The organism is Mycolicibacterium canariasense, from assembly GCF_002101555.1.
GTDB classification, from domain to species: domain Bacteria; phylum Actinomycetota; class Actinomycetes; order Mycobacteriales; family Mycobacteriaceae; genus Mycobacterium; species Mycobacterium canariasense.
The window spans coordinates 84,705-109,651 of record NZ_LQOL01000099.1 but is presented as its reverse complement, the minus strand read 5'-3'; the positions used below and the strand labels follow the sequence as shown (position 1 = coordinate 109,651).

General features: G+C 69.3%; 23 protein-coding genes. 9 read left to right on the top strand and 14 right to left on the bottom strand.

Going from position 1 to position 24,947, the window contains the following annotated elements; all coding sequences use genetic code 11:
- Nucleotides 1-84 precede the first annotated feature (84 nt).
- Nucleotides 85-951 carry an alpha/beta fold hydrolase gene (locus AWB94_RS31890; RefSeq protein WP_062656954.1) on the top strand — a complete coding sequence of 289 codons (867 nt, stop codon included), beginning with the start codon at nt 85-87 and terminating at the stop codon, nt 949-951.
- Here the strand turns inward: AWB94_RS31890 and AWB94_RS31885 are convergent.
- From AWB94_RS31885 to AWB94_RS31835, 11 genes are all read right to left on the bottom strand, one after another.
- Entirely contained in the window at nt 948-2,846 is a 1,899-nt protein-coding gene (locus AWB94_RS31885; RefSeq protein ID WP_062656955.1) for a hypothetical protein, read from the bottom strand. The genes AWB94_RS31890 and AWB94_RS31885 overlap by 4 nt on opposite strands.
- Nucleotides 2,847-2,892: 46 nt before the next feature.
- Nucleotides 2,893-5,088 carry a malate synthase G gene (locus tag AWB94_RS31880; protein ID WP_062656956.1) on the bottom strand — a complete coding sequence of 732 codons (2,196 nt, stop codon included), beginning with the start codon at nt 5,086-5,088 and terminating at the stop codon, nt 2,893-2,895.
- A 61-nt stretch (nt 5,089-5,149) separates the two neighbouring features.
- A complete protein-coding gene (locus AWB94_RS31875) occupies nt 5,150-6,517 on the bottom strand; it encodes an alpha/beta hydrolase (RefSeq protein ID WP_062656957.1) in 1,368 nt (455 codons plus the stop codon).
- A 36-nt stretch (nt 6,518-6,553) separates the two neighbouring features.
- Nucleotides 6,554-7,738 carry a lipase family protein gene (locus AWB94_RS31870; RefSeq protein WP_165605329.1) on the bottom strand — a complete coding sequence of 395 codons (1,185 nt, stop codon included), beginning with the start codon at nt 7,736-7,738 and terminating at the stop codon, nt 6,554-6,556.
- A complete protein-coding gene (locus AWB94_RS31865; RefSeq protein ID WP_062656959.1) occupies nt 7,735-8,613 on the bottom strand; it encodes a hypothetical protein in 879 nt (292 codons plus the stop codon). The genes AWB94_RS31870 and AWB94_RS31865 overlap by 4 nt, the downstream gene beginning before the upstream one ends.
- Nucleotides 8,606-9,655, bottom strand: a complete 1,050-nt coding sequence (locus AWB94_RS31860) for a hemolysin family protein (protein WP_062657052.1) — start codon at nt 9,653-9,655, stop codon at nt 8,606-8,608. Before AWB94_RS31860 ends, AWB94_RS31865 begins: the two co-directional genes overlap by 8 nt.
- Nucleotides 9,648-10,976 carry a hemolysin family protein gene (locus AWB94_RS31855; protein WP_062657053.1) on the bottom strand — a complete coding sequence of 443 codons (1,329 nt, stop codon included), beginning with the start codon at nt 10,974-10,976 and terminating at the stop codon, nt 9,648-9,650. The genes AWB94_RS31860 and AWB94_RS31855 overlap by 8 nt, the downstream gene beginning before the upstream one ends.
- A gap of 254 nt (nt 10,977-11,230) precedes the next feature.
- Complete coding sequence (locus AWB94_RS31850; RefSeq protein ID WP_062656960.1) at nt 11,231-12,667, bottom strand: GuaB1 family IMP dehydrogenase-related protein; 1,437 nt, start codon at nt 12,665-12,667, stop codon at nt 11,231-11,233.
- A 25-nt stretch (nt 12,668-12,692) separates the two neighbouring features.
- Complete coding sequence (gene gndA / locus AWB94_RS31845; RefSeq protein WP_062656961.1) at nt 12,693-14,168, bottom strand: NADP-dependent phosphogluconate dehydrogenase; 1,476 nt, start codon at nt 14,166-14,168, stop codon at nt 12,693-12,695.
- 66 nt (nt 14,169-14,234) lie between these two features.
- Nucleotides 14,235-15,182 carry a M56 family metallopeptidase gene (locus AWB94_RS31840; protein ID WP_062656962.1) on the bottom strand — a complete coding sequence of 316 codons (948 nt, stop codon included), beginning with the start codon at nt 15,180-15,182 and terminating at the stop codon, nt 14,235-14,237.
- 14 nt (nt 15,183-15,196) lie between these two features.
- On the bottom strand, nt 15,197-15,613 hold the full coding sequence (locus tag AWB94_RS31835; protein ID WP_062656963.1) for a BlaI/MecI/CopY family transcriptional regulator: 417 nt from the start codon (nt 15,611-15,613) through the stop codon (nt 15,197-15,199).
- Nucleotides 15,614-15,827: 214 nt separating this feature from the next.
- On the opposite strand from AWB94_RS31835, the gene AWB94_RS31830 reads away from it, so the two are divergent.
- The 8 genes from AWB94_RS31830 (at nt 15,828) to AWB94_RS31795 (ending at nt 21,710) form a co-directional block, all read left to right on the top strand.
- Nucleotides 15,828-16,607 carry a hypothetical protein gene (locus AWB94_RS31830; RefSeq protein WP_062656964.1) on the top strand — a complete coding sequence of 260 codons (780 nt, stop codon included), beginning with the start codon at nt 15,828-15,830 and terminating at the stop codon, nt 16,605-16,607.
- A 155-nt stretch (nt 16,608-16,762) separates the two neighbouring features.
- A complete protein-coding gene (locus AWB94_RS31825) occupies nt 16,763-17,164 on the top strand; it encodes a PaaI family thioesterase (protein ID WP_062656965.1) in 402 nt (133 codons plus the stop codon).
- A 103-nt stretch (nt 17,165-17,267) separates the two neighbouring features.
- Entirely contained in the window at nt 17,268-17,570 is a 303-nt protein-coding gene (locus AWB94_RS31820) for an urease subunit gamma (RefSeq protein ID WP_024453684.1), read from the top strand.
- Nucleotides 17,571-17,613: 43 nt separating this feature from the next.
- Complete coding sequence (locus tag AWB94_RS31815) at nt 17,614-17,931, top strand: urease subunit beta (RefSeq protein ID WP_062657054.1); 318 nt, start codon at nt 17,614-17,616, stop codon at nt 17,929-17,931.
- Nucleotides 17,928-19,649 (top strand): urease subunit alpha, encoded by a 1,722-nt coding sequence (locus AWB94_RS31810; RefSeq protein WP_062656966.1) that lies wholly within the window; start codon nt 17,928-17,930, stop codon nt 19,647-19,649. Before AWB94_RS31815 ends, AWB94_RS31810 begins: the two co-directional genes overlap by 4 nt.
- A 98-nt stretch (nt 19,650-19,747) precedes the next feature.
- Nucleotides 19,748-20,374 (top strand): urease accessory protein UreF, encoded by a 627-nt coding sequence (locus AWB94_RS31805; RefSeq protein ID WP_062657055.1) that lies wholly within the window; start codon nt 19,748-19,750, stop codon nt 20,372-20,374.
- Nucleotides 20,375-20,398: 24 nt separating this feature from the next.
- Nucleotides 20,399-21,079: an urease accessory protein UreG gene (gene ureG, locus AWB94_RS31800; protein ID WP_062656967.1), complete on the top strand. Its 681-nt coding sequence runs from the start codon at nt 20,399-20,401 to the stop codon at nt 21,077-21,079.
- 4 nt (nt 21,080-21,083) lie between these two features.
- On the top strand, nt 21,084-21,710 hold the full coding sequence (locus AWB94_RS31795; RefSeq protein ID WP_062656968.1) for an urease accessory protein UreD: 627 nt from the start codon (nt 21,084-21,086) through the stop codon (nt 21,708-21,710).
- Between the two features lie 4 nt (nt 21,711-21,714).
- Here the strand turns inward: AWB94_RS31795 and AWB94_RS31790 are convergent, their stop codons facing one another.
- The 3 genes from AWB94_RS31790 to AWB94_RS31780 all read right to left on the bottom strand — a co-directional run bounded on the left by AWB94_RS31790 (nt 21,715) and on the right by AWB94_RS31780 (nt 24,878).
- Complete coding sequence (locus tag AWB94_RS31790) at nt 21,715-23,109, bottom strand: type II NADH:quinone oxidoreductase Ndh (RefSeq protein ID WP_062656969.1); 1,395 nt, start codon at nt 23,107-23,109, stop codon at nt 21,715-21,717.
- Nucleotides 23,110-23,212: 103 nt separating this feature from the next.
- Nucleotides 23,213-24,139, bottom strand: a complete 927-nt coding sequence (locus AWB94_RS31785; protein ID WP_062656970.1) for an LLM class F420-dependent oxidoreductase — start codon at nt 24,137-24,139, stop codon at nt 23,213-23,215.
- Nucleotides 24,140-24,206: 67 nt separating this feature from the next.
- Nucleotides 24,207-24,878: an SDR family oxidoreductase gene (locus AWB94_RS31780; protein ID WP_062656971.1), complete on the bottom strand. Its 672-nt coding sequence runs from the start codon at nt 24,876-24,878 to the stop codon at nt 24,207-24,209.
- Nucleotides 24,879-24,947 lie beyond the last annotated feature (69 nt).

Here is a 24,947-nt window from a genome sequence, read left to right as displayed (position 1 = left end):
TCTTCCCCGCGAACGTTGACCACCGCTGGACTTTTCGCCCTTTTTTAGCGCGGTGGTCGACGTTCGCGGGCTAGGGTCGGGCCCATGCTGTCGCCGATCGTGCGGGAATGGCGGGACGGCGGCGAGTTCCTCGACACCGCTGCCGGCCGGGTGTTCGTGCGTTCGGCGGCGGGCGGCGGCCCGACGATCCTTCTGCTGCACGGTTTCCCGTCCAGCTCGTTCGACTACCGCGAGATCGTCACCCGGCTGGCCGGCCGCGCCTGGCTGACGCTGGACTTCCTCGGGTTCGGACTGTCGGACAAACCCCGGCCGCATCGCTACTCGCTGCTGGACCAGGCCGATCTCGTGGAGCGGGTGGTCGACGCGACCGTCCAGGGGCCGATCGTGCTCATCGCCCACGACATGGGCACCTCGGTGGCCACCGAACTGCTGGCCCGCGATATCGACGGCAGGCTGGGATTCGATCTGCAGCGGGCGGTGCTGACCAACGGCAGCGTCATCCTGGAACGCGCCAGCCTGCGTCCCGCCCAGAAGTTGTTGCGCAGCCCGCTCGGACCGGTGGTGTCCCGGTTGACCAATCGTTCCGGCTTCATCCGCGGGTTCGGCCGGCTGTTCGGCGCGGACCACCCGCTGACCCCGGCCGAGGCGCAGGCGCAATGGGAACTGTTGTCCTACAACGACGGACACCGCATCGCCCACCTGCTCTGCGCGTATCTGGACGAGCGGGTGCGGTATGCGCAGCGCTGGCACGGCGCCGTGGCCGACTGGCCCAAGCCGCTGAGTTTCCTGTGGGGCCTGCAAGATCCGGTGGCCACCGTCAACGTGCTCGACGGGCTCCGGGAACTGCGGCCGGCCGCGGCGGTCGTCGAACTGCCCGGCGTCGGGCACTATCCGCAGGTCGAGGTGCCGGATCTGTTCGTCCGCGGCGCGCTGGACCTGCTGGGCGGCTAACCCAGCATCGCGGCGAGTGCGGCCGCCAGCTCCGGCCCGGCCGAGTTGGCCACGTTCTGGTATTGACCGCCGCTGGCCTGCGCGACCGCCTCCCAGGTGGCGCGGTCGGAGTCGGCGCCGAAATCGACGACGTTGACCGCCACCGGCTTGGCCGGGTTCGCCGCGCCCTTGATGTAATCCACCAGCCCCGGCCCGTCCAGGCTCTGGTCGGTGTGCGGGCCCGCGGTGATCACCAGCACCGAATTGGTCTGTCCGTCACGGAAGGCCGTCAACGCGTCGCCGTAGACCAGGCGCAGCGTGGTGAAGGACACCGCGCCGCCGCCGGATGCGGACTGGGCGTCCAGGCTGGATTTGAGCACCGCCGACCGTGGCTGCCCGGCCACCGGGTCGCCGAGCGGCCCGGTGCTGACCTCCGACCGGCCCGCCACCCCGTCGAACGTCCACAAGCCGACCGCGGCCGTCGGCGGCAGCGCCTGCAGCCGGGCGTTGAGGGCGGTGACGACATTGGCCAGCCGGCTCTTGCCGCCCTCGTCGGTGGTCATCGACTGGTCCAGCATGATGGTGACGGTCTGTCCCTGCGCCGGTGCGGTCAGACCGGCCGCCATGGTGGCCCGGGTCTCGTTGTCGCCCACCGACAGCGGCTGCCCCAGCGGTGCGAAGTCGGTCACCGGGCTCTGCGGCGCCGGCGCGCCGTCGGCGCGGAAACCGGCCTTGGCGAATTCGGCCAGCTGCTCGGGTTTACGCATGAACCGGTCGAACTCGCTGGCGGCGCCGATCTGTTCCTGCGACAACCAATCACCGCTGAGCAGCACGGCCGGATAGTCGGCGATGGCCACCGGGCCCGGCGGCGTCCACGAGGTCAGCTTCTGCGCGGCATCGGCCAGGTCGGCGCCGCGCTTGAACAGCTGCTGCTCGGTGGTGACCACGGCGTGCACCGGGGCGGCCGCCGGATCGGCCGCGTTGACGAGCGCGTCCAGTGCCGTGTCGGCGTTGGTGTCGGCGAGCTTGGGCTGACCGGCCAACAGCGACTGCACCGCGTTCACCCCGGCGGTGGCCGGGGCGCCCTGCGGCGCCGACGCGGCCGCCACCGCTTCGGCGGCCAGATAGGTCGCATCGGCGTTACCGCCCAGCGGCAGGGACAGTTTCAGCGAGCCCCAGCCCGGGAGGTTCAGTTCGTCCAGTCCGGCCGGGTTGTTCTGCAGTGTGGGCAGTGTCGACCAGTTCTGCTGGGACAGCGCCGCTTTCAGTTCGGGACGGATGGCCAGCAGCACCGGCGAGGTGACCAGCGGCCGGCTGTTGCTCACCGTCTTGGCGCCGGCCGCGCTTTCCAGCCGGGCCTCGGAAACCGTGCTGGCCGGGATCCACAACGCCGGCCGGTCACCCAGATCGCCCGGCCACTGCCCGACGAAACCGTTCACCACGGCATCCGAACCGGCCGGGCGCACAGCCACTTTCACGCATTTGTCACCGACAGGGGCGGCGGTCTTGCTGTAGCTGTCGGCCAGCGTGCGGACCTGGTCGGCGATGCTCGGGTCGGCGAGCACCGCGACGGTGACCTCACCTTCGACGCAGCGGGCCGCGGCCTCGTGGCTGCGGCTGGACAGGGCATCGCCGAAGAAGCGCCACAGGATGAACGCCCCGACCACCACGACGACGGTGACCAGGGCGGCGATCACCGCCGGGCTGACCTTGCGCCGGCCTGGCGTGATCGCCCGGTGGCTGCCGGTCCACTCGCCGGAATCCCAGGTGCGCTGCGATCCGGTTGTCGGCAACGCACGGGTGGGCGGCTCGTCGTCGGCCGGTTCCTCGGGTTCGGTGCCGTACCCGAACCGACGCAGTGCATCGGCATCGTCGTCAGCGGGTTCGTCCGGTCCGGGAATGCTGTGCCTGCCCATCCCTCACCTTCGTGCTCGTCGTGTCGGTCGGCCCCGCCGGATCAGGTTACTGGGCGGCGCGGGCTTTGAACTCCCGGCGGCGCCGGTGCAGGATCGGCTCGGTGTAGCCGTTGGGCTGCTGGGCGCCGGACAGGATGAGTTCCTGCGCGGCCTGGAAGGCGATGCTCGCCTCCGGGTCGGGAGCCATCGGCAGATAGTCGGCGTCACCGGCATTCTGCGCGTCGACCACGGCGGCCATCCGCCGCAGGCTGGCCTTCACGTCCTCCTCGGTGATGACGGCGTGCCGCAGCCAGTTGGCCAGCAGCTGGCTGGAGATGCGCAGGGTGGCGCGGTCCTCCATCAGCGCGACGTTGTGGATGTCGGGCACCTTGGAGCAGCCGACGCCGGCGTCGATCCAACGCACCACGTAGCCGAGGATGGACTGGCAGTTGTTGTCCACCTCCTCGCGGATCTCCTCCGGGGCCCAGGCCAGCTCGCCGGACAGCGGGATGGTGAGCAGCTCGTCGATGGTGGCGCGGCTCTTGCCCTGCAGCTCGGCCTGCACGGCGTACACGTCCACCTGGTGGTAGTGCATGGCGTGCAGCGTGGCCGCGGTCGGCGACGGTACCCACGCGGTGGTGGCGCCCGCCTTGGGCTGGCCGATCTTCTGCTCGACCATGTCGGCCATCAGATCGGTCATCGCCCACATACCCTTGCCGATCTGGGCGCGGCCGGACAGCCCGGTCGCCAGGCCGACGTCGACATTGTTGTCCTCGTACGCCTTGATCCACGGCTGCGACTTCATCGCGCCCTTGCGGATCATCGGCCCGGCCTCCATCGAGGTGTGGATCTCGTCGCCGGTGCGGTCCAGGAAGCCGGTGTTGATGAACACCACCCGGTCGGCGGCGGCCTTGATGCAGGCCTTGAGGTTCAGCGTGGTCCGCCGCTCCTCGTCCATGATGCCGACCTTGAGGGTGGCCTGCGGCAGACCGAGCACGTCCTCGACGCGGCTGAACAGCTCACAGGTGAACGCCACCTCGTCGGGGCCGTGCATCTTCGGCTTGACGATGTACACCGAACCGGTGCGGCTGTTCTGGTACGGGCCGTTCGCGTCACCGGTCTTCAAGCCGTGCATGGCGATCAGGCTGGTGAACAACGCGTCCTGGATACCTTCGGGGATCTCGTTGCCTTCGGCATCCACGATGGCGTCGTTGGTCATCAGGTGCCCGACGTTGCGGACGAACAGCAGGCTGCGCCCGGGCAGGGTGAGCTCACCCTCGCCGTCCGGGGTGGTGAAGACGCGGTCCGGGTTGAGCACCCGGGTGAAGGACTTGCCGCCCTTGCTGACCTCTTCGGCCAGGTCGCCCCTGTTCAGGCCGAGCCAGTTGCGGTAACCGAGCACCTTGTCCTCGGCGTCGACGGCGGCGACGGAGTCCTCGAAGTCCATGATCGTGGTGATCGCCGACTCCAACACGACATCCTTGATGCCGGCCTTGTCGGTGGCGCCGACGGGGGATTGCGGGTCGACGAGGATCTCGATGTGCAGCCCGTGGTTGACCAGCAGCACCGACCAGGACGGGGATCCGAGTTCGCCGGTGTAGCCGACGAACTGGTCGGCGTCGGCCAGCCCGGCCTCGAGGCCGTCGCCCAACGTGACCACCAACCGGTGCTCGTCGTCGATGCGCAGACCGGTGATCTCCGACCACGACCCCGACGCCAGCGGTGCCGCCTCGTCGAGGAAGTTGCGGGCGTAGGCGATCACCTTGTCGCCGCGAACCCGGTTGTAACCGGTGCCCTTCTCGGCGCCGTCGTCCTCACTGATCACATCGGTGCCGTACAGCGCGTCGTACAGCGAACCCCAGCGGGCGTTGGCGGCGTTCAGCGCGAAGCGCGCGTTGAGGATCGGCACCACCAACTGCGGGCCCGCGGTGCTGGTGATCTCGGCGTCCACCCCCGAGGTGGTGATGGTGAACTCCGCGGGTTCGGGCTGCAGGTAACCGATTTCGCTGAGGAAGGTCTTGTATCCGGCGGCGTCGAATTCACCGATCAGCCGGGCCCGGTGCCACTTGTCGATCTGGGCCTGCAGATCGTCGCGGCGGGCCAGCAGGTCCTGGTTCTGCGGGGCCAGGTCGGTGACGACCTTGTCCACACCCGCCCAGAAGCTGTCGGGGTCTACGCCGGTACCGGGCAGCGCCTCGTTGGTGATGAAGTCGTGCAGCACCTTGGCGACCCGAAGATTCCCGACGGTCACGCGCTCGGTCATATTTCCTCCCTTGAACGTCGACCGAGTTTACCCGTGGGTAACTGCACTCAGATCGGTGGTGTCACGGTGCCGCGCCGGGAAGCGGGACGGCCGGCACTTGCGGTGTCCCCAACCGTCCGGCCAGCCAGGGCAATGCCTCGGTGAATACCCGCGCCGCGGTGGCGAATCCGTGGTCGCCGTTGTCCGGGACGACAGCGCACTCGATGCCGTAACCGCTGGCCATCGCGCACAGGTGCTGCGCCACCGCACCGTGTTCGGGGTCCAGCGAGTCCGGGTCGACCGCTGCCGGTGGCGTGTCGGTTGGGGCGCGGTAGGTCGGCCCGCCCGGTCCAGATACCGCGAACCAGGCGGCGATGCCGTCGTAGCGGCCGTGCGTGGCCATCACGGTCTGCGGATCGAAGGCCAGATAGGCGTCCAGGTCGCCGCCGAACAGCCGCGCGACGGTCTGGTTCTTGGAGCCCGCGTTGGGCCCGATCTGCCCGTCGATGTCGAGGAATGTGGTGAACAACTCAGGGTGCATCAACGTCATGGTGAGCGCACAGGTGCCACCGGCCGACCAGCCGGCGAAACCCCATTGCGCGGGTCGCGGGCTGGCACCGAACCGAGAGGTGACATACGGCACGACATCCTTGGTGATGTGATCGGCCGCGTTACCGCGCGGACCGTTGACGCATTCGGTGTCGTTGGTGAAATCGCCGCTGGTGTCGATGAACACCAGGATGGGGGCGTTACCGCCGTGTGCCGCGGCGAACGCGTCGGCGGTCACCCGGGCGTTGCCGGTGGTGGGCCAGTCCCGCGGGGTGCCGAACTCGCCACCGGCCATCACCACCGCCGGTAGCGGCGGGGGTGGGTCGCTGGCGAACCATGCCGGCGGCAGGTAGACGAGTTCGTCGCGATGCCGGAAGCCGGACGCACCCGGCGCGTCGCTGGGGATGGTGACCGACACCACGACGCCGTGCGCCGGCCGTTCGCCGCGGCGCACCATGTCACGCACCGTGGCCTCGTCGACCTGATTGGCCAACCGGGCGTCGGTGACCCGATCGGACACCGCGCCCACCGTCGGCAGGTACTCGGTCCAGGCGTTGACGGTGATCGCCACACAAAGCACGCTCAGCGGGACGGCGGCCAGGGCGGCGCCGCGCCGGCCCCAGCCCGAGGCGCGCCAGCCGGCGATCGCCAGCACCGCCGTCAGCCCGGTGGCGGCGATCCACAGCCACAGCGCCGGACTCGCCGGTTCGTCGGCGAGGGCCTGGAATTCGACGTACCAGTACGCCAGTCCGGCCAGTAGAGCGCCACAGGCCAGCCCCAGCGGGACCCAGCGCAGCCAGAACCTGCCCGAGGCCCGGCACAGCACGACGATGATGACCGCCACCGTGATCGCCTGGATGGCGATCGGCAGCCAGCCATGCGTCAACGCCCACCCGGTCACGTTCCCAACATAGCCTGAGCTCCGCGCGGCTCCGGTTTACCGCGGGCAATCGTTCTGGGCGGCAATCGAATTGAATCGGTCGGTGATCCAGCCAACGGCCCCGTCCGGGTCGCCTTCGGCCTGTGTGCCGAACGCCACAGTGTCGCCGAGGCCACACGCTCGCGACAGTGCGCGATCGGTCCACACCTGAGGTATCAGGCCGCCCGGCCGGTCGGCGGTCACCAGCATCGGCGCCGCGGTGGGGCCTTGCGGCAAGGCGGTCTTCTTCAGGTAGCCGCGCAGCGTGTCGGTCGCTTCCGGGGTCGACGGCCGCAGGTCCGCGGGCGTCATCTCGGCGAGCACCGTGGTGCGCTGGGCGGAGGATCCGCCGATGCAGCCGCTCAGCGCGTCCCAGTTGGCCTTGACCACGCCGTGCCGGTAATCGTCGATCCGGAAATCGGTGTATTCGTTGGCCAGCGCGGACAGGTACTGGTGCAGGGTGAGCATCTGCTCGTCGGTCAGCGTGCCGGCGGCCGCGGCGTCGGCCAGCCCCTCGACGGCGGCGGTGGGCGCGGCCGCCACCACACCGGCCAGCTGTGTCGTACCGCCGTAGTCGGCCGCCAGTTCGTTGGCCGCCCACACCGCCTGGCCGCCCTGCCCGGTGCCGTAGCCGGCCCACCGGCCGGCGAGCCCGGGCACCAGTTTTCCGGTGGCACGCACCGCGTCCAGCACGTTGTAGCCGGCGGTGGTGGAATCCAGGAACGGGTGCGGGGCATCGTCGAGGCCTAGGCCCTGGTAGTCGGGGACGGCGACGACGTACCCGGCGTCCAGGAAGGTCTCGACCGTCGGCGCCAACCCGCGCAGGGTGGGGGATAGCGAAGGCGCGCAAGGTGTTTCGCTGCCGGTGTTGGGGTGTCCCAGCACGACCAGCAGCCAGCCGCCCGGCGGTGGGGCGCCCTTGGGGACGAACACGGTGCCGCTGACCTTCACCTGGGTGTCGCTGATGCCCGACGTCGACAGGTAGACGACACGGGCGGCGACCGACGTCTTGCCCGCCAGGTCGGGATCGAGGTCGTCCAGCGCGTTGGCCGACACCAGTGTGCCCGGCCCGGAGCCGCCGAAATCGCCGGGCAGCGCGGGGCCGAAGGTCGGCGCCGGGGTGGGCGCGGGCCGGTCGGCGCAGCCACCCAGCAGCCCGGCCACCGAGGCCAGCACGGCCGCCGCCGCGAGTGTGCGTCTCACCGAACCGCCTTCGCGGCCAGGAGGTGGCGGCAGTGCTCGTGCAGCGCCGACCTGAGCTCACTTGCGCGCCGCGCCACCTCCTGCTGTTGCCGCACATAGGTGGTCCGCCCGGCCGCGGTTTCCACCTCGATGGGCGCGATGCCGAACTCACTCAGGTCGTACGGGCTGGCCCGCATGTCCAGCAGTCGGGCGGTCAGCGCCAGGTCGAGACAATCCATGAGCAGTTCGGAGGCCACCAGCGGGCCCAACTTGTAGCACCACTTGTACAGATCCATGTTGGCGTGCACACAGCCGGGCTGCTCGTGGCGCACCTGGGCGTCCCGGCTCAACGGCTCGGCATTACGTCCGACGGCGGCGTCGGTGAAGAACCGGTAGGCGTCGAAGTGGCTGCAGCGCAACGGCATCGACTCCAGCACCGCATCGGTGCCGGCCGGGCCCAGACGCAGCGGCACACCGCGGTGGCGTATCTCGCGGGCCCGGTACACCATGGCCCACTCGTGCATGCCGAAGCAGTTCAGCCGGGCGGGGCGGGCGGCGGTGGCAGACAGCAGCTCGGCGATGAAACGCACCGTGTCCAGCCGCGACAGCAGATGGTCGGGGTCGACCGTGACGGTCGACCCATGGCGGCCGTATCCGGTGCGCCGCAGGAACTTCTCGGCCGCCGGGCCCTCGAGCGCGGTCCCGAACCCGGGGTGCCACTGGGCCAACTGGCGCGGCTTGAAGCTGTAGTAGGTGAACAGGAAGTCCCACACCGGATGTGGTTGGCCGGCTTGCGCCCGGACGCGGTGCGGGCGCAGTACCTGCTCGGCCCGTTCGGTGTGCCTGCGCTCCCGTTCGGACCACTGCGCTTCGGACAGCACGACACCGTCAGACACGGTGGGTTCCGTCGCGCACGGTACCGACGAGGTCCTCGACCAGGTCTTCCAGCGCCACCATCGCGGTGATCTTGTCGTCGCTGGTGACCAGGGCCAAATGGCTGTTGTTGCGGCGCATCCGGGACAGCGCGTCGGGCACCGGCAGCGCGGCGGGCACCTTGATCAGCGGGCGCACCATGGTGGCGTCGAGCACCGCATCCGGATCGTCGACCAGGGCCAGCACGTCCTTGATGTGCAGGTAGCCGAGCATCGCACCGTCGGGATCGGTGACCGGGAAGCGCGAGTAACCCGTCTCGGCCAGTGCGCTCTGCACGGCGCCGACGGTGGGTCCGGCGCCGGGCCGGGCCACCGGTATCGCGTGGATCCGGCTGAGCGGGATGGCGATATCGGCCACGAAGCGGTCCCGGATCTGCAGCGCCCGGGTAAGCCGGGTGTGCTCCTCGTGGTCGAGCAGGCCCTCGGAACGGGATTCGGCGATCATCTCCGAGAGCTCGACGGTCGACACCGCGACGTCGAGCTCGTCCTTGGGCTCCACCCGCAGCATGCGCAGGGTGGTGTTGGCCGCCCAGTTGTAGAACGCGATGAACGGTTTGGCCAGCCGGATATAGGCCAGGTACGGCGGCACCAACAGCATGGCCGCGGTCTCCGGCCCGGCGATCGCGATGTTCTTGGGCACCATCTCGCCGAGCAGCACGTGCAGGGTCACCACCACCGCCAGCGCCACCACGAACGAGACGGTGTGCAGCACCGCGTCGTCGACGCCGACCAGCGCGAACGGTTTCTCCAGCAGGTGCGCGACGGCGGGCTCGCCGACCCGGCCCAGCAGGATCGAGCAGATCGTGATGCCCAGCTGGGCGCCGGCCAGCATCAGCGACAGGTTCTCCGCCGCGTGCATCACCGTGACGGCGCGCTTCTTGCCCTGTTCGGCGAGCGCCTCCAGGCGGTCACGGCGCGCCGAGATGAGCGCGAACTCGGCGCCGACGAAGAACGCGTTGGCGCCCAGCAGCAGCACGGTGAGCGCGACGGCCAGCAGATCACCCATCGTGGCGCTCCCGGTCGGCACCGTCGTGGTGGCCCAGCTCGGTCAGCTCCAGCAGGTCGATGCGCCGGCCGTCCATCCGCAGCACGGTGGCCTGCCAGCGCACCGGGTCGTCGACGCTGTCGGGGTCGAAGGCGCGCAGCTCCACCGTCTCGCCGACCTCGGGAATGTGGCCGAGCTCCTGCAGCACCAGGCCGCCGATGGTTTCGTAATCGCCCTCGGGAGCGCGGAACGGCGTCTCGGAGTCGACCTCGTCGATACGCAGCAGCCCGGAGACCTGCCAGCCGGTGCGGACATGCACCACATCGGGGGTGGCGTCGTCGTGTTCGTCGCGGACGTCGCCGACGATCTCCTCGATGAGGTCCTCCACGGTGACCATGCCCGCGGTGCCGCCGTACTCGTCGACGACCATCGCGGTCTGCAGGCCGTTGGCGCGGATCTGCGTCATCACGGAATCACCGTCCAGGGTCGACGGCACGGTCGGGACCGGCAACGCCAGCGTGGCCAGCCGGGTCCGGGATCGTTCGGCGGGCGGTACCTCGAACACCTGCTTGACGTGCACCATGCCGATGGTCTCGTCGAGGTCACCCTCGACGATCGGGAAGCGGGAGTGCCCGCTGCGCATCGCCGCGTCGATGAGATCGGCCACCGTGTCGTCGGCCTCCAGCGTCTCGATCAGCGATCGCGGGGTCATCAGCTCCTCGGCCGAGCGTTCACCGAATTGCAGGGACCGGTCGACCAGCACCGCGGTGGCTTGGTCCAGCGACCCGCTGCGCGCGGAATTACGCACCAGCGAGACCAGTTCCTGCGGGGAGCGCGCCGAGCGCAGCTCCTCGGCCGGTTCGATGCCGAGCCGGCGCAGGATCCAGTTGGCGGTGCCGTTGGTCGCGTTGATGACCGGGGTGAGCAGCTTGGCGAAGTACCACTGCGGGGCCGCGGCGAACCGGGCGGTGGGCAGCGGTTTGGCGACGGCCAGGTTCTTGGGGACCAGTTCGCCGAAGATCATCGAGACCGACGTGGCGATCAGCAGGGCCAGCACCAGCGCGATGCCGTCGATCATGGTCGCCGGGACGCGGATCGCGGCCAGCGGGGCGTGCAGCAGCCGGGCCACCACCGGTTCGGCCAGGTAACCGGTGGCCAGGGTGGTGATCGAGATGCCGAGCTGGGCACCGGAGAGCTGGAAGGACAGGGTGCGGTGCGCCTTGCGGATGAACTCGTCGCGCTTGCCGCCGGTACGGGCATTGGCCTCGACGGTGCTGCGCTCCAACGCGGTCAGGGAGAACTCGGCCGCCACGAACAAGGCGGTGCCCGCGGTCAGCGCCATGAACGCCAGCAGGGACAGCAGGGTCGTCACGTTCGCCGTCGCTTCGCTCGATCAGCTGCGGGGCTCAATCGCGCACTCACCACACGGATGCCGGGCCGCCAGCCCGGCCGACTAGTGGAGGGGTCGGCGTCGCCGGACTCACCGTGGTTTTCCACGGGTGCCTGTGGCACGGGATCCCTTTCGCTAGATCGGCGTTGCACGGTGCAGGACGCCGGGAAGCCTCAATGGTAGCTTGCGCCGCCGGGCCGGTGGCCTCACCAACCGCTGGGCAGCGGGTGCCCCTCGGCGAACCCGGCGGCCGACTGGACCCCGAGGATCACCTTCTCGTGCAGCTCGGGCAGGCTGACCGCACCCACGTACGTGCAGGTGCTGCGCACTCCCGAGGTGATGTGGTCCAGCAGGTCCTCGACACCTCCGCGTGCCGGGTCGAGCGCCATCCGTGACGTCGAGATGCCCTCTTCGAAGAGCGCTTTGCGGGCCCGGTCGAAGGCGCTGTCGGCGGCGGTGCGGGCCGCGACCGCGCGCTTGGAGGCCATACCGTAGCTCTCCTTGTAGGGCAGGCCGTCGCGGTCGCGCAGCAGGTCACCCGGCGACTCGTAAGTGCCCGCGAACCAGGATCCGATCATCACGTTCGACGCTCCGGCGGCCAGTGCGAGCGCCACGTCGCGGGGGTGCCGCACGCCGCCGTCGGCCCACACGTGCGCCCCGAGTTCCTTTGCTGCAGCCGCACATTCGACCACGGCAGAGAACTGTGGGCGGCCGACGCCGGTCATCATCCGGGTGGTGCACATGGCGCCGGGGCCGACCCCCACCTTGACGATGGTGGCCCCCGCGGCGATCAGATCCCGGGTGCCCGCCGCGGACACCACGTTGCCCGCGGCGAGCGGCACCCCCAGCTCCAGCGCCGCGACCGTGGCGATCGCGTCGAGCATCTTGGCTTGGTGCCCGTGCGCGGTGTCGATGACCAGCAGGTCGGCGCCGGTCTCGACCAGTCCGCGGGCCTTGGCCCCGACGTCGCCGTTGATCCCGACGGCGGCGGCGATGCGCAACCGGCCCTGCGCGTCGACGGCGGGGGTGTAGAGCCCGGCGCGGATGCTGCCGGTGCGGGTCAGCACGCCGGCCAGTTCGCCGTCGGGGCCGGTGAGGACCGCCACGCCGACGGGCGCGTGCTCGAGCAGGTCGAACACCTTGCGCGGGTCGGTGCCGGCCGGGGCGGTGACGAAATCGGTGAGCGCGACGTCGCGCACCCTGGCGAACCGGTCCACCCCGGCGCAGGCGGCCTCGGTGATCAGCCCGACGGGACGGCCCTCGAAGGTGACCACGGCCGCGCCGTGCGCCCGTTTGTTGATCAACGCCAGCGCATCGGAGACCGCGCTGTCGGGAGCCAGCGTCACCGGGGTGTCGGCAACCAGGTCACGGCTCTTGACGAAGTCGACGGTCTCGGCGACCGCCGACAGCGGCAGGTCCTGCGGCAGCACCACGATGCCGCCGCGGCGGGCCACCGTCTCGGCCATCCGGCGCCCGGCCACCGCGGTCATGTTGGCGACCACCACCGGGATGGTGGTGCCCGAGCCGTCCACCGTGGACAGGTCGACGTCGAACCGGGACGCCACCTCCGAACGGCCGGGCACCACGAAGACGTCGTTGTAGGTCAAGTCATAGGGCGGGGTGTGCCCGTCAAGGAACCTCACAACGTCAGTCTAGGTTTCCGTGCGGTCAAGCCGGCACTTCGCTGCGGTCTCCGCTCCACAAGGTGTGGAACTTGGTGCCCTCGGGGGCGTCGGTGCGACCGTAGGTGTGGGCCCCGAAGAAGTCGCGCAGGCCCTGGGTGAGGGCTGCGGGCAGCCGTTCGGTGCGCAGCGCGTCGTAGTAGGACAGCGCCGAGGAGAACCCCGGGATCGGGATGCCCAGCTGGGTGGCGGTGACCACCACACGGCGCCAGCTGTCGATGCCCGATTCGATCGCGTCGCGGAAGTATGGTGCGGCGATGAGCGTCGGCAGGTCCGGGTTCTCGTCGAAGGCCTCGGTGATCCGGTTGAGGAACTTGGCCCGGATGATGCAGCCGCCGCGCCAGATCCTGGCCATGTCGCCCGGCGCGATGCCCCAGTCGTACTCGGCGCTGCCGGCCTGGATCTGGTTGAACCCCTGGGCGTAGGCGATGATCTTCGAGGCGTATAGCGCCTTGGCCACGTCGTCGATGAATTGTGTTGCGTCGCTGGGCTTCTCTCCGAGGGTGCCGGAGGCGAGGCCCTGCCCTTTCCCGTCGCTTCGCTCGCCCCGGAACGCGGCCTTGCGCTGGGCCACCGATCCGGACAGCGCACGGGCGAAGACGGCCTCGGCGATACCGGTCACCGGCACGCCGAGATCGAGCGCTGACTTCACCGTCCAGCGGCCGGTGCCCTTCTGCTCGGCCTCGTCCACGATCACGTCGACCAACGGCTTGCCGGTCTTGGCGTCGGTCTGGCGCAGCACCTCGGCGGTGATCTCGATCAGGAAGCTGTCCAGGTCGCCGGAGTTCCATTCGGCGAACACGTCGGCGATCTCCGGGGCGGTCTTGCCCAGCCCGTCACGCAGCAGTTGGTAGGCCTCGCCGATGAGCTGCATGTCGGAGTACTCGATACCGTTGTGCACCATCTTGACGAAGTGACCGGCGCCGTCGGGCCCGACGTGGGTGCAGCACGGCACTCCGTCGACGTGTGCCGAGATCTCCTCGAGCAGCGGACCGAGGCTCTCGTAGGACTCCGCCGGGCCGCCGGGCATGATCGACGGACCGTTGAGCGCGCCCTCCTCGCCGCCGGAGATGCCGGCGCCGACGAAGTGCAGACCGCGCTCGCGGATCGCCTTCTCCCGTCGGATGGTGTCGGTGTAGAGCGCGTTGCCGCCGTCGATGATGATGTCGCCGGGCTCCATGGCGTCGGCCAGCTCGTTGATGACGGCGTCGGTCGGGTCACCGGCCTTGACCATGATGATCACCCGGCGTGGCTTCTCCAGTGCGTCAAGGAATTCCGCGATCGTCTCGCTGCGCACGAACTTTCCCTCGGAACCGTGCTCGGCCAGCAGCGCATCGGTCTTGGCGATGGACCGGTTGTGCAGGGCCACGGTGTACCCGTGCCTGGCGAAGTTACGGGCGAGATTGGAGCCCATCACGGCGAGGCCGGTGACTCCGATCTGGGCGGTGCCGGTTTCGGTCATGCAGACGCCTTTCGTTGTTTTGTTGTCGGTCGCCTTGTACAGCGCCGTGCGTGCGAGATTTCATGCCTAGTTGGCGAACAACCGGTGCAACTCGGTGAGCCAAGGGATGGCCAACGCGAGTGTGGGCAGCACCAGGATGGCTGCGGCCGTGAGGTATGCGCCCACCGCGAGGACCAGACTATTGCCCTCGCCGCCGAGGCGCCGAACCCGCAGCACCGTGGTCGGGCCGCCGGCGGCCAGCGCACCCGACGGGGGACGGCCGGCCGCGCACGCCACCAGGGCGCGGGCCAGGGGAGTGGGGCCGGTGACGCGGACGGCGGCGTCGTCGGCGAGCAGCTCGATGAGCAGCCGGACCGCGTCCAGGGCGTTGCCGCTGCGGACGAACCGCGGGAAGGCGGCGTGCACCGCGGTGAACATCTCCAGCACCAGGTCGTGGCGGGCGCGCAGGTGGGCGCGTTCGTGGCTGAGGATGGCCTCGATCTCGGCGGCCGAGAGGGTGGTCAGGGTGCCCTCGCTGACGACGACGCGGCTGCGCACGCCCGGCAGGCAATACGCCATCGGCTGGGCGATGTCGAGCACCCGCAGGCCGCTGCGGCGCCGCGCCGGGGCGGGCACCTCGTCGCGGGACATGCCCAGCAGGTCGACCAGCATGCGGTGGTGGGCGCGCCGGCGCCGGGTGGCCACGGCCACCGCCAGCACCGACACGATGAGCCGGCCGCCGATCATCAGGGTCACGGCGAACACGCAGACATAGAGCAGCCACAAGGGCCAGCCCAGCACGCCGATCTCGCTGGTCAGGGTGGCGGTGGGTTTGCCGTCCGGGCCCGGCACCAGCAACCTGCTGGCGATGGCGATCCCGGCGGAGAAGGCCGACAACACCGCGGCCAACGCGATGGCCTGCCAGAGCACGATGGCGGCGCGGGGGGCGCGCTGGGGCCACGTCGCGCGCGCGAGCAGCGCCGGCACGGGGCCGACGAGCAGTAACGCGACGATGGAGAAGGCCAGCGCGGACACGCCGCTAGTGTCCCTCAGCTGGTGGCCGAATTACCAGCGGGCGGCGCGATCTGGTGCTTGGCCTCCAACTCGGCCAGCGCGCGGCGCAGCGCGGCGGCCTCGTCGGCGCCGACGCGCTCGACGAAGTGCACCAGCGCGGCCTCCCGACTTCCGGAGTCGGCGGCCTGATCCAGGGCGTCGACCATGAGGCCGGCCACCAGCTCGTCGCGGCCGTGGGTGGGGGCATAGCGGTGTGCCCGGTCGTCGCGGTGCTGGACCACCAGATTCTTCTTCGCGAGCCGCTGCAGCACCGTCATGATCGTCGTGTAGGCGAGGTCTCGGCGTGCTGCCAACGCCTCGTGTACCTGCCGCACCGTCTGCGGCTCGGACGAGGTCCAGAGGTGATCCATCACCTCACGCTCGAGTTCCCCGAGCCGCGTCAACTTGGCCATATCCCGTTCATCTCCTGAGCAATAAATGAAGCCTACACGCGCTTACTACCGTGCGTCGTATCGAGTTTCCGTGACCGGTCCAACGTGCGAGTGCGTGCCCTTCGTTCCCGGTCAACGTGCCTTTCTGGGTTGTCTGTGAGTCGAGTCACAGGTTTTGGCCGCCGTGGCCACCGTGACTATAGTAAGGCTAACCTAACTGATCGAGGAGGTGCGGATGACGGTCGTGATCGACGACCCGCTGATTGCCCGGATGTCGATTCGGCGGGCCCTACCGCTACACGAGTCGAGCCGGCGGCTTCGCGAGTTGTATCCCGAATGTCCGCGCGTGTACGGCGTCGCGGTGATGGGCGATCTGTCCCGGAGGCGCTGGTGGCCGCTGGCCGAGGTGCTCACCACCGACCGACTGCGCACCATGTTCGACATCGCGATCGCCGAGACCGACAGTCACGCCGCCGTGGCCCAGCAATTGGCCGCCACGCTGGCGCACGTCGTGGTCGGCCGGGTGGTGCCGCTGATCGTGCTGGAGGGCCGGGCCTGGGATACCGGCCTGGAGAACCTCTGGGTACACGTCGACTCCGAAGGTGCCATCGACTGGGTCGGTGTGGTGGATCCGACACTGCGGGCGCTGCCCGACGACCCGCACCTGGCCACCCGCGCCAGCGTGGGCACCGTGCGCACCACTCGCGACGGGATCGTCGCGCTGCCCAGTGAGGCGGCGCTGACGACGTGGGTGGCCCATCGCAGCCATCGCGCGTTGGCGCCGTTGTTCGCCAAGCTCCACGAGGTCACCGACGGCGTGATGTCGGTTGCCGCGATGTGGAACGTGGTGGGGGCGGCCGTGGTCGGCGCCGCCACCCAGGTGCCGCTGCTGGCCGGCTCCAGCGAGCTGACGAGCATGCGCCGCAGCCAGGCGATCCTCGATGCACTGGTGGGATTCGGGCTGCCGGTTCGCGGCACGGGCCGGATCCCGATGGGGAAGGTCTTGCTAAATTAGGCAAGCCTTGCCTACTCTCTAGGTGCGAGGCTAACGGACCGAGCCGGAGTCCTGAGGGCTGCAGAGACCCCCGGTCCACTCGAAGGGCGGGTCCCGCGCAACAGCGCGGGGCCCGCCCGCTCTTATGGTCGATCCCGCGTGTAAACATCAGTGCTGTGACCGCACCTGAACTCGCCGATCTCGGCAAGGGCTTCGATGCCGAACTGGGACTGAAGTATCTGGACGTCACGCCGGACGGCGGGCGAGCCCAGCTGACCATCACCGACAAGGTGCTGCAGCCCTGGGGGATCGTGCACGGCGGGGTGTACTGCGCCATCGTGGAAAGCCTGGCCAGTGTGTGCGGGCACGTCTGGCTCAGCGAGCACGGCGGCGGCACCGTCGTGGGCGTGAACAACAACACCGACTTCCTGCGCGCCATCAAGAGCGGCACGGTGACGGCCGTCTCCGAGCCGGTCCACCGCGGCCGCCGTCAGCAGCTGTGGCTGATCACCATCACCGACGAGGACGATCGCCTCGTCGCGCGCGGCCAGGTCCGGTTGCAGAACATCGACGGTTAAGACACAGACGGTTAAGACACAGACGGTTAGACACAGACGGTTAGACACAGCGGGCAGGCGTACGTGCTGCTTAATGCAGCGGGCCGTGGCAATATCGCGCACTATGCGTTTAACGCCGCATGAACAAGAGCGGTTGCTGATCTCCTACGCCGCGGACCTGGCTCGTCGCCGCCAGGCCCGTGGGTTGAAACTCAACCATCCCGAGGCCGTCGCGCTCATCACCGATCACATCTTGGAGGGCGCCCGCGACGGGCGGTCGGTCGCCGAGCTGATGGTCAGCGGCCGCGATGTGCTGACCCGCGACCAGGTGATGGCCGGCGTTCCGGAGATGCTGCACGACGTGCAGGTCGAGGCCACGTTCCCGGACGGCACCAAGCTCGTCACCGTCCACCACCCGATCCCGTGAGGCGCCGATGACCAGCCAGCAGCCGGAGGCGGACCGCGCGCCGATCGTGCCCGGCGAAATCTTCTACGGCGAGGGCGAAATCGCGCTCAACGCCGGTGCGCCGCGCGTGGTGCTGGATGTGGTGAACACCGGCGACCGTCCGGTGCAGGTGGGTAGTCACGTGCACCTGCCGCAGGCCAATGCCGCGCTCGACTTCGACCGCGCCGCCGCGCACGGGCATCGCCTCGACATCCCGGCGGGCACCGCCGTGCGCTTCGAACCCGGTATCGCCCAGCGGGTCTCACTGGTCCCGCTGAGCGGCACCCGTGAGGTCCACGGGTTGTCGCTGAATCCGCCCGGCAGATTGGACCCGCCCCAGTGACCTCCCTGTCCCGTGACCGCTACGCGGCCCTGTTCGGCCCCACCACCGGCGACCGGATCCGGTTGGCCGACACCGACCTGCTCGTCGAGATCACCGAGGATCGCAGCGGCGGGCCGGGCCTGGCCGGCGACGAGGCCGTCTTCGGCGGCGGCAAGGTGCTGCGCGAATCGATGGGGCAGTCCCGGGCGACCAGGGCCGACGGCGCCCCCGACACCGTCATCACCGGTGCGGTCATCCTCGATTACTGGGGAATCATCAAGGCCGACATCGGCATTCGTGACGGGCGCATCGTCGCGATCGGCAAGGCCGGTAATCCCGACATCATGTCCGGGGTGCACCCCGACCTCGTCGTTGGCCCGTCCACCGAGATCATCGCCGGGAACGGCCGCATCGTCACCGCCGGCGCCATCGACTGCCACGTGCACCTGATCTGCCCGCAGATCATGGAGGAAGCCCTCGGCGGCGGCATCACCACCATCGTCGCCGGCGGCACCGGACCGGCCGAGGGCAGCAAGGCCACCACCGTGACCCCGGGCTCCTGGCATCTGGCCCGGATGCTGGAGTCGCTGGACTCCTGGCCGCTCAACGTCGCCCTGCTGGGTAAGGGCAATACCGTCAGCGCCGAGGCCATGTGGGAGCAATTACGCGGCGGCGCAGCGGGATTCAAACTGCACGAGGACTGGGGTACCACGCCGGCGGCCATCGACGCCTGCCTGACGGTGTCCGAGGCGGCCGGTGTGCAGGCCAACATCCACACCGACACCCTCAACGAGGCCGGATTCGTCGAGGACACGCTGGCTGCCATCAAGGGTCGCGGTATCCACGCCTATCACACCGAAGGCGCCGGAGGCGGCCACGCACCCGACATCATCACCGTCGCCTCGCACCCGAACGTGCTGCCCAGTTCCACCAATCCGACCCGCCCGCACACGGTCAACACCCTCGACGAGCACCTCGACATGCTCATGGTGTGCCACCACCTGAATCCCAGCATCCCCGAGGATCTGGCGTTCGCGGAGAGCCGGATTCGCCCCTCGACGATCGCCGCCGAGGACCTGCTGCACGATATCGGCGCGATCTCGATGATCGGCAGCGACGCGCAGGCGATGGGCCGGATCGGCGAGGTGGTGCTGCGTACCTGGCAGACCGCGCACGTGATGAAGAAACGCCGCGGCTTCTTGGCAGGCGACACCGGCGCCGACAACAACCGCGCCCAGCGCTATGTCGCCAAGTACACGATCTGCCCCGCGGTCGCCCACGGTCTCGACCACGAGATCGGCTCGGTCGAGGTCGGCAAGCTGGCCGACCTGGTGTTGTGGGAGCCGGCGTTCTTCGGGGTGCGCCCCCACGCAGTGCTCAAAGGCGGCATGATCGCCTGGGCGGCGATGGGCGACGCCAACGCCTCGATTCCCACCCCGCAGCCGGTGCTTCCGCGCCCGATGTTCGGTGCCACCCCGGCCGCAGCCGCGGCCACCTCGGTGCACTTCGTCGCGCCGGCGGCCCTGGAGGACGGACTGGCCGACCGCCTGGACATCCGGCGGAAACTGGTGGCGGTCAAGAACGTTCGCCAGATCGGTAAATCGGACATGCCGCACAACGACGCGCTGCCGCGCATCGAAGTGGACCCGGACACCTTCACCGTGCGCATCGACGGGGACGTCTGGGCCGAACAGCCCGCTGCGGAACTCCCGATGGCGCAGCGCTACTTCCTGTTCTGATGAATCTCGACTCCCCGTCGCTTCGCTCGCCAGTGATACAGCCCCCGTCGCTTCGCTCGCCAGTGATACAGCCCCCGTCGCTTCGCTCGCCAGCGGGCCTGGCAACGCTGCTGGCCCTGGCGGATTCGCGCTTACCGACCGGCGGGCACGTGCACTCCGGCGGGATGGAGGAGGCGATCACCGCCGGGCTGGTCACCGGCCTGGCGAGCCTGCGGGCTTTTCTGTGCCGCCGGATCCGCACCCAGGGGCTGGTCACCGCATCCGTGGCGGCCGCCGTGCACACCGGCACGTTGTCCGTCGCGACGGCCGACGCCGAGACCGATGCCCGCACCCCGGCGCCGGCCGCCCGGGCCGCTTCGCGGGCCCAGGGGCGCGGACTGGTCAGGCTGGCCAAACGGGTGTGGCCGGAACATGATTGGGTGCCGCTGGGCGCCAAACCCCATCTCGCGGTGGCCGCCGGCGCGGTCGGTCTGGCCAGTGCGGTGGCGCCCGAGCACACCGCGTTGTCGATGGTGTACACGACGATGACCGGCTCGGCGACGGCCGCGCAGCGACTGCTGGCGCTGGATCCCGCCGATGTCGCGGCCCTGACCTTCGAACTCTCCCCGCTGTGCGAGCAGACCGCCGCGGCGGCGGTCAAGGAACTCGCCGACTTGTCCGACCCGCTGCTCGACGTGCTGGCCCAGGACCACGCGGCACGTGAGCGGCCGCTATTTGTCTCATGAGTTCCAGAGCTGAAAAGGACCGATATGCCACCACATTTCATTGACGGCCAGCCGCACTCCCACACCGACCGGCCCAAGCGGGTCCGACGGCCGGGGGAGCCGCTGCGCATCGGCATCGGCGGACCGGTCGGTTCCGGCAAGACCGCGCTGACCGCCGCGCTGTGCCGGCAGCTTCGCGACGAACTGTCGCTGGCCGTGCTGACCAACGACATCTACACCACCGAGGACGCCGACTTCCTGCGCCGGCACGCGGTGCTGCCCGACGAACGGATCGCCGCGGTACAGACCGGCGGTTGCCCGCACACCGCCATCCGCGACGACATCACCGCCAATCTCGATGCCATCGACGATCTGATCGAGGCCAACCCGGCTCTCGATCTCATCCTCGTGGAGTCCGGTGGCGACAACCTGACCGCCACCTTCTCGTCCGGCCTCATCGACGTGCAGATCTTCGTCGTCGACGTGGCCGGTGGTGACAAGGTGCCGCGCAAGGGTGGGCCGGGCGTGACGTTCTCGGATCTGTTGGTGATCAACAAGACCGATCTGGCCCCGCTGGTCGGCGCCGACCTGGACGTCATGCGTCGCGACTCGGCCAAGGTGCGCGACGGCCGGCCGTTCGTGCTCATCTCGCTGACCGAGGATCCGACGGCGGGGCCGGTGCTGCAGTGGGTGCACGAGCAGCTGCGGGTGCCGGTCTCGGGCTGACGCCGTGCGTTCCGACGTCCTGTTGGTGGCCGCACCCGGCCGAAGCCCGCGCATCGAATGCAGCGGGGGACTGGCGGCCCGGCGCACCCGACCCGACACCGTGCACCTGATCTCGGCGGCCGCCACGCCACTGGGCGGGGATGCCATCGCCATCCGGATCGTGGTCGAGGCCGGGGCCCGGCTGCGGGTGCGTTCGGCGGCGGCCACCGTGGTACTGCCCGGGGCGACCACCGTGGAATCGCACAGTTCCTGGGACCTGGAGGTCGACGGCGAACTGGACCTCGATGTCGAACCGACCGTGGTCGCCGGCGGCTCCCGCCACCTGACCGGCACGCGGCTGCGGTTGGGGAGCGGGGGCCGGGCCAGGGTGCGGGAAAGCGTCCAGATCGGCCGCACGGGCGAGTCGCAGGGCTACTGGTCGGGCGCCTTGCACGCCGACGTCGACGGCACGCCGCTGCTGCGGCACCGCGTCGAGCTCGGCGGCGGGACGGTGGCCGACGACGACCTCGGCAGCCCCCGCGCCTGCATCAGTGAATTGCGGTACCCGCAAACGAGTTTCGAGAGCCAGGGCATGGTTCTCGAACTCGCCGCGGGTGGCTGCCTGGCGACGTGGCAGGGCGAGCGACTCTGAGGAGTCAGCTCGCCCGGTCCTGTTCGACGGCGGCGGCGATCTCCTGGAGCTCCTCGATCCTGGTCCTGGCGTAGGCCTGCTGTTCGGTGATGGTCAGCTGGCCGCGCTGGCGGCTCAGGAACGTCACCGCCCAGGACAGCAGCGTGGCCACCTTGGTCTTGAAACCGACCAAATAGATCAGGTGCAGCCCGAGCCAGGCCAGCCAGGCGAAGAACCCGCCGAACTCGAACTTGGTCTTCTCGCCGAGCGGGATCTGGGCCACGGCGTTCCACTTCGAGACGGTGGCCATCGAGCCCTTGTCGAAGTACTTGAACGGTTCGCGCGGCTTGGGCTTGGTGCCGTGCTGGCGGGCCTTGTCCTCGTTCTTGATGATCGCCGCGACATACTTGCCGCCCTGGATCGCGCCCTGCGCCATGCCCGGCACACCGGGGACGAAAGCCATGTCGCCGATCACGAACACGTTGGGGTGCCCGGGGATCGACAGGTCAGGGTTGACGATCACCCGGCCGGCGCGGTCGATCTCGGTCTCCGATTGGGCCGCGAGGTCCTTGCCGAGTGGGCTGGCCTGGACACCGGCCGACCACACCTTGCACGCCGATTCGATGCGGCGGATGGTGCCGTCCTTGTCCTTCACCGTGATGCCGTTGCGGTCGACATCGGTGACCATGGCGTTGAGCTGGATCTCGACGCCCATCTTCTCCAGCCGCTCCTTGGCCTTGAGGCCGAGCTTCTCACCCATCGGCGGCAGCACCGCCGGCGCGGCGTCGAGCAGGATGACGTGCGCCTCGGTCGGATCGATGTGCCGGAAGCTGCCCTTGAGGGTCTGGTCGGAGAGCTCCTGGATCTGGCCGGCCATCTCGACACCGGTGGGTCCGGCGCCGACGACGACGAAGGTGAGCAGCTTCTTGCGGCGCTCGGGATCACTGGACCGCTCGGCCTGCTCGAACGAGCCCAGGATGCGGCCGCGCAGCTCCAGGGCGTCGTCGATGGTCTTCATGCCCGGTGCCCACTCGGCGAAGTGGTCGTTGCCGAAATAGGACTGCCCGGCGCCGGCCGCCAGGATCAACGTGTCGTACGGCGTGCGGTAGGTGTGGCCGAGCAGCACCGAGTCGACGGTCTGGCTTTCCAGGTCGACGTGGGTGACATCGCCGAGCAGAACCTGGGCGTTGTGCTGTTTACGCAGGATCAGCCGGGTGGGCGGGGCGATCTCGCCTTCGGAGATGATGCCGGTGGCCACCTGGTACAGCAGCGGCTGGAAAAGGTGATGCGTCGTACGTGCGATCAGCTTGATGTCGACATCGGCGTTCTTGAGCGCCTGGGCGGCGTTCAAACCGCCGAATCCCGACCCGATGATGACGACCTTATGCCGATCCGTTGCCGTAGCGCCGGGGTGGCTCATTGCTGCTCCTAGCGGACGTACTTTGTCAATACAACCTCTAGGGTAGTCGGTGGCCATCTCACCAGTGCGGTGAGATGGCGCACCGTACTCAATGTTTACCTGTTCATCCGGCGATCACCGGCCGCAGAGCTTCACCCACCGCGGCAACGCCGCCCGGCGTGTACCCGCCGACGGTGTACGCGCTCAGGATGACACCGTCGACACCGGCGTCGTACACCTTCTCCTTGAGCTGCTCGGCCACCTGCTCGGGCCGGCCGTACACCGCCTGCTGCTTGAACTCGTCGGGGACGACGTCCGCGGTGTACTGCTCACCGATCAACGCGACGGCCAGCACACTGGTCTCCAGCGTGGCCGGGTCGCGATCGATCTTCTCGCAGTTCTCCTTGACGACGGCCACCTTGCGGGGCAGCTCGTCGAAGCCGGCGATGATGTTGAGGTGGTCGAAGTGCCGCGCGGCCAACGGGATGGTCTTCTTCTCGCCGCTGCCGCCGATCATCAGCGGAATGTGGTCGCGGAAGCGGGGAATGGCGAAGGCTTCCTTGGTGCGGTAGTACTCACCGTCGAAGGTGACCCGGTCGCCCTTGAGCATCGGCAGGATGATCTCGAGTGCCTCGCCGAGCTTCTTGAATCGCTCGGTGAAGGTGCCGAACTCATAGCCGAGGCTGTCGTGCTCGAGTTCGAACCAGCCGGTGCCGATGCCCAGGATGGCGCGACCCTGGCTGATCACGTCCAGTGTGGTGATCTCCTTGGCCAGCAGGGCCGGGTTGCGGTAGGTGTTGCCGGTGACCAGGGTGCCCAGCTGCACCTTCTCAGTCGCGGTGGCCAGCGCACCGAGGGCGGTGTAGGCCTCGAGCATCGGTTCCTCGGGCGCACCGATGCCGGGGAGTTGGTAGAGGTGGTCCATCACGAAGACGGAGTCGTATCCCGCCTGCTCCGCCTCGCGTGCCTGCGCGATGACGGTCGGGAAGAGTTCGGAAACGCTTGTGCCGTAGGAGAAGTTGGGGATCTGGAGTCCGAGTCGAATCGTCACGCGACTCACGTAACCACACCTAAACGGAGTATGCACCCCGTTTAGCTTCGGGCGAACGCGGGAATATTCAGCCGAAGTCGGCGAGTGCGCCCTGGCTGACGTGCAGGGTCTGGCCGGTGATGTGCCGCGCGGACTGGGTGGTCAGGAACAACGCCAGCCGGGTGATCTCGTCGGCCACCGAGGGGGCGGGGTTGGCCGCGCCCGCATAACCGGGTTCGGCGCCCTTGCCGGTGGCCACCGTGTTCACGGTGATGCCGCGGATCCCGAAGTGGGTGGCCTGGCCCGCTGTCCAGTTGGACAGGGCGGCCTTGATGGCGGCCTCGACGCTGCCCTCGGCCGGGTGGCCGGGAACGACGTTGATGATCGCGCCACCGGAGCTCAACTGGTCGCCCAGGATCTGGACGGTCAGCACCGCCGACAGCAGCGTGGTGTCCAGCGCCTGACGCCAGGCGTCGGCGTGGTCGGCGAGCGTGAAGGTGCGGGGGTCTCGTGCCTGCGCCCGCGGGGCGGGCACGTTGACGATGGCGTCGAGGTGGGACGGCAGGGATGCGCGGGCGGCCTCGAGGCCGGCGGCGTCGGTGTTGTCGACGACGACGTAGTCGACGTCGAGCTCCTTGGCGATCACTTCGAGGTCGTCGCGGCGTGCGCCCGCGAGCACCACGGTGTGGCCCTCGTCGCGGAAGCCGGTGGCGACCACACGGCCCAGCTCGGTATCGCCGCCGGTGAGCAGCACCTCCATGTGATTACCTCCTTGTTCAGCGCTGAACACAGCCGATCGGCACCACGTTACTGGACGGTAGCTAGGCGG

Excerpts from the sequence above, each read along its gene's own strand:
- AWB94_RS31890 (WP_062656954.1), top strand. The coding sequence starts at position 85 with ATGCTGTCGCCGATCGTGCGGGAATGGCGGGACGGCGGCGAGTTCCTC.
- AWB94_RS31885 (WP_062656955.1), bottom strand. The coding sequence starts at position 2,846 with ATGGGCAGGCACAGCATTCCCGGACCGGACGAACCCGCTGACGACGAT.
- AWB94_RS31880 (WP_062656956.1), bottom strand. The coding sequence starts at position 5,088 with ATGACCGAGCGCGTGACCGTCGGGAATCTTCGGGTCGCCAAGGTGCTG.
- AWB94_RS31860 (WP_062657052.1), bottom strand. The coding sequence starts at position 9,655 with ATGGGTGATCTGCTGGCCGTCGCGCTCACCGTGCTGCTGCTGGGCGCC.
- AWB94_RS31855 (WP_062657053.1), bottom strand. The coding sequence starts at position 10,976 with ATGGCGCTGACCGCGGGCACCGCCTTGTTCGTGGCGGCCGAGTTCTCC.
- gndA (WP_062656961.1), bottom strand. The coding sequence starts at position 14,168 with ATGACCGAAACCGGCACCGCCCAGATCGGAGTCACCGGCCTCGCCGTG.
- AWB94_RS31835 (WP_062656963.1), bottom strand. The coding sequence starts at position 15,613 with ATGGCCAAGTTGACGCGGCTCGGGGAACTCGAGCGTGAGGTGATGGAT.
- AWB94_RS31830 (WP_062656964.1), top strand. The coding sequence starts at position 15,828 with ATGACGGTCGTGATCGACGACCCGCTGATTGCCCGGATGTCGATTCGG.
- AWB94_RS31820 (WP_024453684.1), top strand. The coding sequence starts at position 17,268 with ATGCGTTTAACGCCGCATGAACAAGAGCGGTTGCTGATCTCCTACGCC.
- ureG (WP_062656967.1), top strand. The coding sequence starts at position 20,399 with ATGCCACCACATTTCATTGACGGCCAGCCGCACTCCCACACCGACCGG.
- AWB94_RS31790 (WP_062656969.1), bottom strand. The coding sequence starts at position 23,109 with ATGAGCCACCCCGGCGCTACGGCAACGGATCGGCATAAGGTCGTCATC.
- AWB94_RS31780 (WP_062656971.1), bottom strand. The coding sequence starts at position 24,878 with ATGGAGGTGCTGCTCACCGGCGGCGATACCGAGCTGGGCCGTGTGGTC.